14 protein-coding genes are annotated in these 13,921 nt (G+C 33.1%); 1 reads left to right on the forward strand and 13 read right to left on the reverse strand.

Going from position 1 to position 13,921, the window contains the following annotated elements; all coding sequences use genetic code 11:
* Positions 1-2 precede the first annotated feature (2 nt).
* From RAM17_RS09620 to RAM17_RS09650, 9 genes are all read right to left on the reverse strand, one after another.
* Positions 3-2,012, reverse strand: coding sequence for a BglG family transcription antiterminator (locus RAM17_RS09620; protein WP_110447470.1), 2,010 nt, complete (start codon positions 2,010-2,012; stop codon positions 3-5).
* A 148-nt stretch (positions 2,013-2,160) separates the two neighbouring features.
* Positions 2,161-2,478, reverse strand: a complete 318-nt coding sequence (locus RAM17_RS09625) for a PTS cellobiose transporter subunit IIB (protein ID WP_110448036.1) — start codon at positions 2,476-2,478, stop codon at positions 2,161-2,163.
* 25 nt (positions 2,479-2,503) lie between these two features.
* The gene (locus tag RAM17_RS09630; RefSeq protein WP_110447469.1) at positions 2,504-3,940 is read right to left on the reverse strand and encodes a 6-phospho-beta-glucosidase; all 1,437 of its coding nucleotides are present in this window, start codon (positions 3,938-3,940) and stop codon (positions 2,504-2,506) included.
* Positions 3,941-4,186: 246 nt separating this feature from the next.
* Positions 4,187-4,525: a carboxymuconolactone decarboxylase family protein gene (locus RAM17_RS09635; RefSeq protein ID WP_110447468.1), complete on the reverse strand. Its 339-nt coding sequence runs from the start codon at positions 4,523-4,525 to the stop codon at positions 4,187-4,189.
* Positions 4,526-4,747: 222 nt separating this feature from the next.
* A complete protein-coding gene (locus tag RAM17_RS12595) occupies positions 4,748-4,939 on the reverse strand; it encodes a sigma factor-like helix-turn-helix DNA-binding protein (protein ID WP_370547565.1) in 192 nt (63 codons plus the stop codon).
* A gap of 102 nt (positions 4,940-5,041) precedes the next feature.
* A complete protein-coding gene (locus RAM17_RS12600) occupies positions 5,042-5,137 on the reverse strand; it encodes a hypothetical protein (RefSeq protein ID WP_372339513.1) in 96 nt (31 codons plus the stop codon).
* Positions 5,101-5,277 (reverse strand): hypothetical protein, encoded by a 177-nt coding sequence (locus tag RAM17_RS09640; protein ID WP_198220647.1) that lies wholly within the window; start codon positions 5,275-5,277, stop codon positions 5,101-5,103. Before RAM17_RS09640 ends, RAM17_RS12600 begins: the two co-directional genes overlap by 37 nt.
* A gap of 261 nt (positions 5,278-5,538) precedes the next feature.
* Positions 5,539-5,823 (reverse strand): YciI family protein, encoded by a 285-nt coding sequence (locus tag RAM17_RS09645; RefSeq protein WP_110447466.1) that lies wholly within the window; start codon positions 5,821-5,823, stop codon positions 5,539-5,541.
* 113 nt (positions 5,824-5,936) lie between these two features.
* Positions 5,937-6,164, reverse strand: a complete 228-nt coding sequence (locus RAM17_RS09650; RefSeq protein WP_110447465.1) for a ChaB family protein — start codon at positions 6,162-6,164, stop codon at positions 5,937-5,939.
* Between the two features lie 293 nt (positions 6,165-6,457).
* On the opposite strand from RAM17_RS09650, the gene RAM17_RS09655 reads away from it, so the two are divergent.
* The gene (locus RAM17_RS09655; protein ID WP_110447464.1) at positions 6,458-7,582 is read left to right on the forward strand and encodes a DUF3829 domain-containing protein; all 1,125 of its coding nucleotides are present in this window, start codon (positions 6,458-6,460) and stop codon (positions 7,580-7,582) included.
* A gap of 64 nt (positions 7,583-7,646) precedes the next feature.
* Here RAM17_RS09655 and acuI read toward each other — a convergent pair whose 3' ends face one another.
* From acuI to RAM17_RS09675, 4 genes are all read right to left on the reverse strand, one after another.
* The gene (acuI, locus tag RAM17_RS09660) at positions 7,647-8,639 is read right to left on the reverse strand and encodes an acrylyl-CoA reductase (NADPH) (protein WP_110447463.1); all 993 of its coding nucleotides are present in this window, start codon (positions 8,637-8,639) and stop codon (positions 7,647-7,649) included.
* Positions 8,640-8,795: 156 nt separating this feature from the next.
* Positions 8,796-10,028 (reverse strand): serine/threonine transporter SstT, encoded by a 1,233-nt coding sequence (sstT, locus tag RAM17_RS09665; protein WP_110447462.1) that lies wholly within the window; start codon positions 10,026-10,028, stop codon positions 8,796-8,798.
* Positions 10,029-10,511: 483 nt separating this feature from the next.
* The gene (locus RAM17_RS09670; RefSeq protein WP_220000038.1) at positions 10,512-12,260 is read right to left on the reverse strand and encodes an acetyl/propionyl/methylcrotonyl-CoA carboxylase subunit alpha; all 1,749 of its coding nucleotides are present in this window, start codon (positions 12,258-12,260) and stop codon (positions 10,512-10,514) included.
* Positions 12,253-13,860 carry a 5-oxoprolinase/urea amidolyase family protein gene (locus RAM17_RS09675; protein ID WP_110447461.1) on the reverse strand — a complete coding sequence of 536 codons (1,608 nt, stop codon included), beginning with the start codon at positions 13,858-13,860 and terminating at the stop codon, positions 12,253-12,255. Before RAM17_RS09675 ends, RAM17_RS09670 begins: the two co-directional genes overlap by 8 nt.
* Between the last annotated feature and the right edge of the window lie 61 nt (positions 13,861-13,921).

The raw sequence follows: 13,921 nt of genomic DNA on the forward strand, positions 1-13,921 counted from the left end.
TGTTACGCTCCTTTTTCAATAAGTTGGATAAAAAGTGATTTAAACTGGTTAAAATTTGCAATTTTTAACATGGCTTGTTGCATGACCGAATCATCGATTAAATTGACAATTGCTTTAGTCATCATTGCTAAATGAGAATTTTGATAAATTGACGGTGAAATCATAAAAACGAATTTTACATCTGGGTAGTTTTCATCCCAACAAAGCCCTTCTGGAATAATGGCAATCGCTATTTTAGCTATTTTACCTACTGGAATGGCAGGATGAGGAACCACTATGGTTGGACTAAAAAGTATCTCACCAATAACCATCCGTTTTTCCATCTGCTTTTGCATTTCTTGTTTAAAGCTTTTTGCCTCATTAATAGATAAGAGATCAAGCAAATGATCCAAAACAGCTTGTTTAGATGGTTTGTTTGAGCACAAATAAAAATAATCTGCGGCAATATCATCAAAGATTTGGCTAATATAATGCGAATGATTTTGCTGTTTATCATCAAACGTTGTCACAAATGAATTTTTTGGCAATGAATTAGGTTTTTGTCTATGGGAAAGATAACGGCGAATCGCTTGAACGTCTTCTTCACAAAAAAATACTGAAACATGAAATACTGGAACTTTAAATATTTTTGACGATAAATCGACCGAAGAAATAATAAAATCGATGTCATTTAACATTTCTGGATCAATTTCATAATAACCTCGCGTTGCCACAATTTTCACTCTTTCATCAAATTCACTTTCTACTCGATTTTTAAGTAATTGAGCACTACCAAGACCCGTTGCACAAATAATTAACACTTTTGCTTTCTGTTCACTTTTTAGCTTTTCTAGTGATGCTAAAAAGTGCAGCGCTAAATATCCCCATTCATCATCATCCACTTCATATTGTTGTAAATTGGGTAATTGATTGAAATAACGCTTAACTAACCCAAAGACCTCACAGTATTGACGTTTGATTTCATCTATTAATGGATTATCTAATTTAATATTTTGTTGTAAACGCACTAACATTGGTTTTAAATGTTGGATTAATCCATTTTTTAATTGTTCATCATGCAAAAAAGGATAGCCTGTTTCTTGTTGGATCTTTAATAGCAAATTTGTTAGTGACGAACCTAAATCATCATCCAGATCATCTTGGATTAAATTAGATTTACTCATCAAATGGAGAGTAAGGTACATCTGTTCTTCTTTAGGAAAATGAAAACCAATAATCGATTCAATGCGAGCGATAATTCGCTCGGCAACTTGGTATTCAAGTGACGAATTTGTTGAAACAGGCAAATCAAGATTTTGAATCGAAAGTCCCGATTGTAACCGCTTAATACTTAATGATAAATGCAAGACAATATTTTGTATCATCACATCTGATAATTTAATATTTGCCTCACGACATTCATCTAAAATAATAATAGTTAATGAATCAAAACTAATGGTTTCAAAAGCTTGATTAAAATAGGACAAATGGTGTAGAAAATTAATTGAATCCTCATGAAAAAAATAGCTCATTATAAAATGACGTTTAGCTTTTTCTTCACCATCAACAAAAACTAGTGAATAATTTTTTTTAATCGTTAGTTCATAAGGAAGTAATTGAGATTTAATTTCGGTAATATCTTTATTTAATTGAGATGAGCTGATAAATAGTTGTTCTGATAATGCTTCAACATCAATTTTTTGACTCTCTAATAACAATAAATTCAAAATATAATGTTTTCGTTCACTCGCTTCTCGACATTGAAATTGTTCAACATTTTTATCTAATAAATGGTGTTCAATTAAAAATAAATTAAATGCATTTCGATCTTCAATTTGTAATTGAAAACCGTAACCTTGTTTACTTATTATATTACCGCCATTACTTTCAACTATAGTTTTTAAATCTTTAAGGTAGGTACGTACGGTACGATCAGATAACGATAATTGCGTAGCTAGTTCTTGACTACTTTTATATTCATTTTTAGAACGAACAAGTAAACTAATTAGTTCTCGTTGTTTTTGTTTTATCATTATCTACTACACCTTAACTATTAATGAAATTTATCCAAAGGGTTAAGTTACTAAAATGGCAATGTGAAACTTAAGCCATTTATGATGCGATCATTCATAAAAAAATCGCATCATATTAAGATCGGTAGAACAAAGATTTTCTTGAATATTAGTTAATATTATCCTCGACTAATTTAGCTAATTGTTCAATACCAGATGGTATTGGGATATATGCCTGAAAAGGAATACTCACCACTGGTTTTCCTACTTCATCACCTAATGCTTTTAATTTATCAAACATCATCATGGTTTGAGGGCTAATTAAGAACAGTGAAAAATCACTATTTTTAATCTTATTACTACCTTCAGTTGCCGATACCGCATCAAGTTCAATAGCTTTATTTTGGTTAGCAAAAAATTCAGTAACTTTTTTAGCCATAAGTGATGATGACATACCTGCTGCACAAATAATTAACGCTTTTTTCATAATTTCTCCTAATGAATCTAAATCGTTATAAAATTTCACCATTCGACTCAATGACTTTTTTATACCAAGCAAAAGAATCTTTACGACTACGTTTTAAGGTACCATTGCCTTTATTATCTTTATCTACATAGATAAAACCGTAACGTTTTTCCATTTCACCAGTACCAGCAGAAACGAGATCAATACAACCCCATGGTGTATACCCCATCAAGTCAACGCCATCTTCAATAATGGCTAACTTCATTTGTTTTATATGTTCACGTAGATATTCAATTCGATAATTATCATGAACGCTACCATCAGACTCAACTTTGTCATAAGCACCAAAACCATTTTCCACAATGAATAGCGGTAATTGATAGGTGTCAGTTAGCCAATTTAAGGTATAACGTAAGCCTTCTGGATCAATTTGCCAACCCCAATCTGATTTTTTAACATATTGATTACCAACTAAATCAGTTTTTTCATTATAATCATAATGATCATTGCCTTGATTGTGCCTAACAACATTGGACATGTAATAACTAAAGCCAATATAGTCTACGGTTCCTTTCTTTAACTCTTCTAAATCTTGCGAAGTAATATCTAACTTGATATTTTTACGTTGCCAATATTTTTTAATGTAATTTGGGTATTTGCCATGCACATGAACATCAGTAAAGAAGTATTTACGTTCCATAACTTTTTGTGCCATTAGGATGTCGCTTGGTTTGCAAGTTTCAGGATAGATTGGCACTAGTGCAATCATGCATCCAATTTGAAAATCAGGGTTAATCGCATGACCAATTTGAACTGCTTTTGCACTGGCAACTAATTCATAATGAGCGGCTTGATACATGATCTCTTCACGATTATCACCTTCTTTATAATAGATACCAGAATTAGTGAAAGGAGCAAAATCTTCGTCAAAATTAGCTTGGTTATTAATTTCATTAAAGGTCATCCAATATTTGACTTTATTTTTATAACGATCAAAACAGACTTCGGCAAAGCGAACAAAGAAATCGATTAATTTACGATTACGAAAACCACCATATTCGGTTACTAAATAATAAGGTAATTCGAAATGAGAAAGAGTGACCACAGGTTCAATGTTATATTTTAAACATTCATCAAACAAATCATCGTAAAACTTTAAACCTTCTTCATTTGGTTCAAGCTCATCACCTTTTGGAAAAATTCGCGTCCAAGCAATTGAAGTTCGAAAACACTTAAACCCCATTTCAGCAAATAACTTGATATCATCTTTATAATAATGATAAAAATCGATAGCTTCGTGATTAGGATAATACTCACCAGGAATAATACCTTCAGTGATTTTGCGATAGCTTTTCGGCGATCCAACTGTCATCACATCAGCAACACTCATACCTTTGCCGCCAACTTGCCAAGCACCTTCCAATTGGTGAGCAGCAACAGCACCGCCCCATAGAAAATCTTTTGGTAAACCTTTATTATTCATAATCAATTACCTATGTTTATTGATGATTCAAATTTAGTATAAAAGGAAAAATAAATAATTACTAACCAACTTTTTCCGTATTGATAAGGAAAATTGTAAATAGAATAAGGAAAATTTATCTTAAATTTGGATAACAAAGAGATTCAGGAAGAAAACAGGGAGTTGTAAATTTAAATTTAAGAGAATAAAAATTTGGCAGCTAATTTTTGACTAAATAACTGCCATTTAAACAATAATACTAAGGAGTTAACCATTTTTTTGTTCAAATAATCGCGTTGCTAACAAACCATGCGCCATAGTTGCACCTGCTCTTACCGATGCGGAAATGGAAATTAATTCAGCCAACTCTTCTAAACTAGCTCCTGCTCGTTTTGCACCTTTGACATGAACATCAATGCAATAAGCACATTGCGTTGTTAGTGCAATAGCTAAAGCTATTAACTCTCGAATTTTTATTGGAATATTTCCATCATTTCGCTTAATCGTTTGCTGATCAAAATCAATAAATGCTTGTGTTTCATTTGGAGCTGATTTCAATAAACATGCTAAATATTTAAAATCTTCTCTCGATTGATAATCACTCATATTGTTTTCCTTTTTGAGTTTGTAATTTATTTATTAAACTTAACAACCAACAGGCAGGACAACCTCGTAACAGCAAAATGGCACCCACAACCAAAAACAATTTAAGCAAAAGCGGAAGTTGAAATAAAAATACAGCAAATATCAACGAAATTGCAGCTATACCTCTTATTAAATGTAAAATGATTGAGTTACGACAATACATTGAGTTCTCCTACATGTTATTTAAAATCTTGAAAGTTTTCGTGAATTAATTTTTTCTTTTATTAGCATTCTAGCTCGGTGCAATCGGCTTTTTACCGCCTCAACATTAATACCTAGTTGGTCAGCGACTTCTGGGGATGAATATTCCCTAATATCTCTTAAAATTAGAACTTCTCGATAGATTATTGGCAAAACAAGAATTGCATTGATCAAATCAATTTTGAGATCAATATCTGTATATGCTGTTTTGAGGCTATCGAAATCAAAACCTGAATCAATATTTTCCTAATTCCTAATTCTGAATAATCGATAACATTAACGTTCGACAATTCGAAATAACCAACTACTGAAGGTAGCCACCGTTTTCAACATGCTTATTTTTCGATATAACTGCCATAGTGCAATTTGCACCGCATCATCAATATCTTCCGAGCTTGAACAGGTTCGTCTTGCAAATCTTTATCTGGTTGACAAATGACTAGCAATTTTTCCAGTGCTTGTTTATCGCCCTTACAAGCTAATTCGATGAGTTGTTGTTTATTTTTACTCATTAGTTTTTAATCTCTAGCTAATAAAATCGTAATGAAATATTAAGTTTAAATGAGTTTAATATAACTTCATTGATAAAATGACCATACTTATATAGAGGTTAAAAAATATAAAAAAGGTTCAAATTTTTTATTAGTTTTGTTGAAATGAGGATTTAAGAATAGGAATAATTAAATAAGCTAATATGAATTTAGCTGCTTTGCGATAATTAACAATATGTTTATCAATTTCACTAATAGCATTGTTAATGTTTTAGATAATCATTAGATAAAATCATCAAACCCTTTGGCATATTTGCTAGGAACAAATTCAATTAATTCATATTGAGCAATTTGGTGAATATAAAATGGATCTTGTTGTATGATAGACATGGCTTGTTCATGACTCTCAGCACGACAAATAATAATACCACCAGTGCGAGGAATTTTGCGACCTGAAGCAATAAAATGTCCTAATTGATAATAACGCTCTAGATAATCAATATGTGCTTGTAAATATTTTTCAACTTGACTAATAGGTTTGAGATAAGAAAGAGAAAAAATGAACATCATAACTCCTTAATTTAAATATGAATAAGCCAACTATCCATGTCAGCTTAGCATTTATTCTTATTTATAGCATTATTAAATAATAAAACAAGCTATCTAAAATGTTTTAAGTTTTATTTAGCTACCCATTTGCCATGCTCATCCTTATGATAGACCTTTTCAACCGCTGACCAAGCAACACGAAAAGCAACTTGTTCAGCATCACTTTTATCGCGTCTTTTTTTCGGATCTTGATACTCTTTTATAGCACTATTAAAAGCTTCTTTAAAAATATCTTGAGCATGGGTAGGTAAAACATGTCGGACTGATTCAGGTAAATCATCTCTTGTTTGATATGGCATATCATATTCCCCTTCGAAATTAATCACAGATTATTGATAACTTTGATTGGTAACTACGAACATCACTGCAAAATAGTTAAGTTAGATTGAATCTAATCTGATTTTACTGAAAAAAAATTTTTCGAAATATATTGTTATTAATATAAACCTTAATTTGATACAAAAGAGCCTAAATAGGTTTACTTATTGATTAAAAAATAACAAATTGAGTTAATGTCGATTATTTAATAAACTATTACATACAAAAAGCTTAACTAGTTGATGTTATTATTTATATTAAATGGAAGAATTAAATGACAACAAAAATATTCACTTTAATTTTAGCTAGTTTATTAATAATTAGTTGCGATGATAAAACAAAACAACAACCAGCTGACCAACAACCTGTAGAATCTACCAATATATCAGCGATAGAACAAGCTCCTACTCCTACTTCAGAATCAGAACCTTCTCAATCAATAGAACAAACAATGGATGAAAATACGCGTCAAGCATATGCTCAATCCGAGAAAATGAACCTTTGGCTATCCGTATTTAATTATGATTATGGTTATTTTGGACGAAAGTTAAATAAAAACGTAAAAAATACTTCTACTTTAATTAATTTAGATCAAAAGGCAAAAAAAGTTCTTCAAAATTGTGGCGAAAAAAATAATGCCTGTACATTGGAAGCAATCAAAAAGGATCCTTTAAAAAATTTTTCTCTTGTTTTGAATTTATCTCTACCTTCTGAAAAATTACTACATAACTACAAACTATTAATTGATGAATTAGAAAAAAGTGAACCACGATTACTCGAATTAGATATAGAAGGTAAAAAATTTGCTGAAAATTATGTCAAATTAGCATTAGTTTTGCATGAACTACAAAAATACGCTCTTAATGGTGAATATCAATCAGATAATTACCAAAAAGCACCGAAACTTTTTAATCAACTAGCTAATTCATATAATGAGTTTATGCAAACACAACACTCAGCTAAACTTATTTATAATAAATTATACAATGAAATACATGATATTCAAAAATTGGATTTTAAAAAAAGAGGATTAACTCTTCAATATGATTGTATGGAAATAATGGACATAACAAAAGAAATTGTCGGATTAATTAATAATACGTTTGATGAAAAAAACAATTTCAAAAATTTAGATACACAAGCTATTGAACTGAAAATTCAACAAATTGTAGATATTTCTGATAATTTAAAAAAATATAAAGGTAATGACTCTGTAATAAAAACACAAGGCTTAAATCGCATTTACTATGATGGATTTGTTGATTATTTACCGAAAATGATTACGCAAATCAAGCTTGTTTTAAATAAGTTAGATGATAAAGATGTTAACCAAGAAATTAAATCATTAAATACAACTGAAAACTCTTTAATTCAACTATACAATAATTCAACCAACTAGTTAATAAATATGCAGCATTAATCTATGCTGCATATTTATTCTGCTTATTTAAGTATAAAGTTCACTAATTCACATCAACCACAAAGCGTCCTTTAATTCCACCAGCGATCATCTTATGTGCTATCTCAGAACATTGATCTAAAGTAATGATTTTAGCTATATGAGTATACAGTTTCTCGTCCATGTTTTCTGCTATTAATTGCCAAGCTGCAACCCGTTTATCATAACTTGCCATCACACTATCCACTCCCGATAGTGTTACGCCGCGTAAAATAAATGGTGCCACGGTTGCAGGTAAGTCCATACCTTGCGCCAAACCACAACATGCGACTATGCCACCATATTGAGTTTGAGCACAAATATTAGCTAATGTGTTTGAACCAACGACATCTATTGCAGCTGACCATAACTCTTTTTGTAACGGTTTATTCGGCTTTTTCAATGATTGACTATCAATAATATCAACCGCACCTAGTTTTGATAAATACTCTTTATCAGAAGTTTTACTTGTTGATGCTGTAACGTTAAAACCCAATTTAGACAATAATGCAATGGTCACAGAACCAACACCACCTGTTGCACCAGTAACTAAAACTTTGCCATCTTCTGGTTTAACGCCATAATCAATAATGCGTTTTACACAAAGTGCAGCGGTATAACCGGCTGTGCCCATAGCCATTGACTGATAACTAGTAAGGTTATTAGGTAGAGGGATTAACCAATCTGATTTTAGATAGGCATATTGTGCTAAACATCCCCAATGAGTTTCTCCACATCCCCAGCCATTTAAAATAACTAAGTCACCTGCTTGATAACGGCCACTATGGCACTCAATGACGGTACCCACACCATCAATACCCGGTACCATTGGCCATTGTCGAACTATAGGACTTTTATTCGTCAAGGCTAAAGCATCTTTATAATTGATGCTTGAATAATGAATTTGGACTAAAGTATCTCCCTGCTGCTGCAATAACTGCTGTTTAGTAATAGTCTTTAAGGAATTCGAAAATCCAGTAACCTCATCTTTCCCTAACATAATTGCATTGAATGACATGATAATTCCTTAATACATTTAATATGTAAATCATGATAAATATTCATCAGAGTAAATGCAATCATTGAGCTACTGATTCTGTTTTCAATTTATAAAAAAGCCTGATATCTATCAGGCTTAATAGTCATTATAAATTGGCTAACGAATAAATTGATTCTATTTTGCTTTATTACGCTGTACTTTCTCTGAAACAGCACCAATAAATACCACATCACTTGATGAATTAAGTGCTGTTTCAACTGAATCTTGAATTACGCCAATTGCAATACCAATACCAATGACTTTTGCTGAAATTTCATTAGGTATACCAAACATACTACAAGCAACAGGAATCAACAGTAATGAACCACCAGCAATTCCCGATGCTCCACAAGCACAAACACTCGTTACAATACAAAGCAATACGGCAGAAAGAACATCAACTTCTATATGTAATGAATTAACAGTTGCTAAGGTTAAAATAGTAATAGTGATAGCTGCACCTGACATATTAATGGCTGCCCCTAACGGTACCGCGACGGAATAGGTATCTTCATCCATTTTTAGTTTTCGACAAATTTCCATATTAACCGGTATATTTGCTGCCGAACTTCGGGTAAAGAAGGCTGGAATAGCACTCTCTTTTAATGAAGTTAATACTAATGGATACGGATTCTTACGCATGACCATATACGCCAGTAATGGATTAATGATCAATGCTACAATTAACATACTAGACACCAATACAAGAATTAAATGGGCATATTTAAGTAATTCTCCAAAGCCTGTTTCAGCAAGAGTTGAAGCGACTAAACCAAATACACCTAATGGCGCAAAACGAATAATAATTCTAACGATAAATGAAATAGCTACAGAAAGATCATTCATCATTGTTTTCGTGGTTTCACTTGAATGTCTTAATGCAATCCCAATACCAACACCCCAAATAATAAGACCGATATAGTTAGCGTTAACCAGCGCATTAATTGGATTGTCGATCATCTTGTTAAATAAAGTTTTTAGTACTTCAATAACGCTACCAGGCGGTGTCAATTTAGTTTGATTAGCGGTATCACCTAAAGAGATATCAGAAGGAAAGATAAAACTAGCAACAGTTGCTAATAAAGCCGCTAACATCATCCCTGCAAAATAAAGAGCCAATAGTTCTCCCATATTGGCCCGTTTACCATGTTGGTGATTAGATATTGAAGCAATAACTAAAATAAGTACCAAGATTGGGGCTACTGATTTCAAAGCATTAATAAAAAGTGATCCAATAAAGGACATATCTAATGCGACATCTTTTGAAATTGCCGCTAATGCAATACCTAAGATTAACCCCAAAATAATTTGTGGTATTAATCCTACTTTGAAATAAAAACGAACCAATTTATTGGTTGAATGTGTCATAGTGCTTCCCTATGTATAAAATACAAAACGGCAACCTTATCATAAATTAAAACTAAAACTATAAAAAAATTATCATGATAACTATTTTTTATATTACTTTGTTCAATTATTAAGTTTAATTATTATCCTGAATCTATATAAGGATTAGAGAGAGTCGCCAATAACTATTATCTTTCAATAAAAAATTTTGAGGAAAGGGGTTTTTGAGAATGATAAAACGAGAATAGCAATGGGTAATTAATTCAAATTAGAGATGAATACTAGATATTATATCGTTTAATTTATCAGTTAAGATCCCAAACAATAAGATTAGAGAGGTTAATATCAAAAACAGTAGGAAATTTAAATTACATATTAATCGCCGATATAACTGTTTCGAAAAGGCAATACTAATAATCTTAATATAAAAGACAATATGTTTTACTTACTGCAAAAATCTAATAAAACATATTGTTATTATTAATTTATAAATTATTTTTAATACTAAATAATTTCAGCAATAGGATCATCAGCATTAACATACGTACCTTCGATATGAGAATGTTTCAAAATACCTTCACGATGAGCTATTACTTGAATTTCCATTTTCATTGCCTCGATAATTGCAATCATATCACCTTGTTCAACCTTTTGATTATCCTCAACCAACCATTTAAACAAATTACCAGACACTGGAGCTGGAACAATTAAATCAAGATTTGTGTTAGTGGTTACAACTAATTGGGCTTCACTATTGGTCTGGCTGATAGATAATCCTGAAAATAGTTTCGCAGGCAAACCAAGCTTACAACGCTTACCATCAATTTCAATAAAGGTATGGGTCAATATATCTTCTTGCTGCGGAAGTTGCCTTTTTGCTGGTTCAAGTTCAGTATTAAAGTCCGTTTCAATCCAACGAGTATGCACATTAAACTGCTGGCAAAAATCAGGATGGTCTAGCACTTTTCGATCAAATGGTAGCACACTAGCAACTCCCTTAATGGTAAACTCAGCTAATGCACGACGAGCTCTTGCCAAAGCCTGTTGGCGATTATTACCAACAATAATAAGTTTAGCCATGAGTGAATCAAATGTAGCAGGAATTACTGATCCTGCATGAACGCCACTATCTAAGCGAACACCAGGGCCTGTCGGTATATCAAAATGAGTTATCGTTCCGGCCACCGGTAAAAAACCATTAGCAGCATCTTCTGCATTTATGCGAAATTCAATAGCATGCCCTTGTGGTTGAGGCATTTGTTTAATACTAACAGGTAATCCTTGCGCTATTCGTAACTGTTCTATCACGAGGTCAATTCCTGTTGTTTCTTCCGTCACAGGATGTTCAACTTGTAATCGAGTATTTACTTCTAAAAAAGACAGTTTACCATCCTGACTCAGTAAAAATTCAACGGTACCAACGCCAATATAATTTGCTTTAGCACAGATATCGATTGATGCTTTAACTATTTGTTTTTCTATTTTTTCATCTAAAAAAGGTGCAGGTGATTCTTCTATCAACTTTTGATTACGACGCTGTAAAGAACAATCACGAGTACCAACTACAACAACATTACCATGTGCATCAGCGATAACCTGTGCTTCAATATGTCGAGGATGATGTAAAAATTGTTCTAAGAAACATTCACCACGTCCAAATGCTACCGTTGCTTCACGCACAGCTGAATCATAGAGTTCTTCTACTTCATCCATTTGCCAAGCAACTTTAAGTCCTCGGCCTCCACCGCCAAATGCTGCTTTAATTGCAATTGGTAATCCATGTTTATGTGCAAATTCAACAACTTCTTTGGCATTTTGTACAGGTTTATCCGTACCGGTAACTAGTGGTGCCCCTACTTCGATAGCAAGTTGTCGCGCTTTTACTTTATCGCCCAAAACAGCTATTGTTTCAGGGTTAGGACCAATCCAAATTAAACCAGCATCTTGTACCGCTTTGGCGAATTCAACTCGCTCAGACAAAAAGCCATAACCGGGATGAACCATTGTCGCTCCAGATTTTTGCGCAATCGCAATAATCTTATCAATATTTAGATAGGTATCACTCGGTGTATTACCTGATAATCCATAAGCCTCATCAGCCATTTGCACATGCAGTGCATCCATATCAACATCGGCATAAATCGCTATCGATGCAAAATTCATATCTCGACAAGCACGAATAATCCGAACGGCAATTTCACCACGATTAGCAATCAATACTTTGTGTGCAACTTGTTTATTAATTTCAGACATGATTAACATGGCTCCCTTCAAATTCTTTAAAAACTCCAATCGGATTAAATTTTATTTTGGCATTAACTGGAATTTGACCAGCCAAATCCAAATGATAATTACATACTGCTGCAATAACCGGATAACCGCCTGTTAGAGGATGATCATTTAAAAATAGTACGGGTTGACCATTAGCAGGAATTTGTATTGCCCCCATACAAGTGCCTTCACTTGGTAATTCTTGTTGTTTTTCGCGCTCTAAAGGAATTTCCCCCAAAAGACGTAAACCAATACGATTTGATGCAGGGGTCACTTGCCACAATTGTGAAGTTAATTGTTGTATAGCTTGTTGTGTAAACCAATCGGTACGAGGGCCAAACATTATATTCAATTCGACAACATCATCTTTACACGGATAAGAGATAACGGGAGTTTCATTTAATGAAAGCGCATTAAAAGTCTGACTATTCTTAATCGCCAATGTTTGACCAACTTTTAGCGGATTAGGGCCGACTTGCGCCAATGTATCAAAAGAACAACTCGCTAAAATTGGTTGAATTTGCAAACCACCACGCACAGCAACATAACTACGTACACCATACTGTACGTTACCTAAATGAACAATATCCCCTTCTTCTAATTGGATCGGTTGATACATATGAGCAAAATAGCTTTCACCGCTAATTGTAGTAACTTTAATCTCACATGACGCCCCTGTCACAGCAATTAACATAGCGCTATTAATACGAGCTTTAAAACCACCTTGAGTTATTTCTAAAACAGCCTCATTAGTCGGATTACCTAGTATACGATTGGCACTATGCAAAGCTGCTTTATCCATTGCACCTGATTCTGAAATACCTAATTCAGCTTGTCCTATGCGGCCATTATCTTGTAATAAAGTTTGAATTCCAGTGGCTAATATCTCAATATCTTGCGGTTGCACTTGTTGTTCAACCGGTGGGGTTACTTTTTTCGATTGTGGTAAGCTATATTTAGTAGCAGTCTTACTTACATCAATAAAATTTACTCGTGTACCTGGTTTAAAAAGTGCTGGCTCGTCACGATAAATATTCCAGACTTTAACGTTGGTAACACCAATCAGTTGCCAACCGCCGGGGCTTGCTTGTGGATAAACACTACTAAATTCTCCAGCTAAGGCTACAGAGCCAGCAGGAATACGAACCCGGGGAGATTGACGGCGAGGAACATTAAGCTGAATATCCTTCGCTACCATATAAGCAAAACCAGGTGCAAATCCGCAAAAAGCAACCTGATATTCATTACTTGTATGTCTAGAAATAACATCAGCAACGCTAATGCCTAAATATTCTGCTACAAAGCCTAAATCCTCACCATTATAACTAACTGGAATGGTAACTAATTCACCAGCTCTTAATTGCCCTGAGGATACATCTAATTGAGCGATATATTGGGCAAGTTTATTTCCATCCATAATAATGGAATTATATCGAACTAACACTGTCCGAGCTGCTGGTATTATTTCATTTATATTCCATACATCTTTTTTATATTGTAATGCATCAGTTAATGCCATCACTTGTTCTAGAGTCTCTAACTCGACAAGCAGAGCATCAATATTAACTGGTAAAAAACGCATTATGCACCTCTAAACACCGCAAAAAAGATTGATTATAAGTAAATCTTTATTTGATAATTAC

The sequence above is a fragment of the Gilliamella apis genome (assembly GCF_030758615.1).
Classification (GTDB): Bacteria; Pseudomonadota; Gammaproteobacteria; order Enterobacterales; family Orbaceae; genus Gilliamella; species Gilliamella apis_A.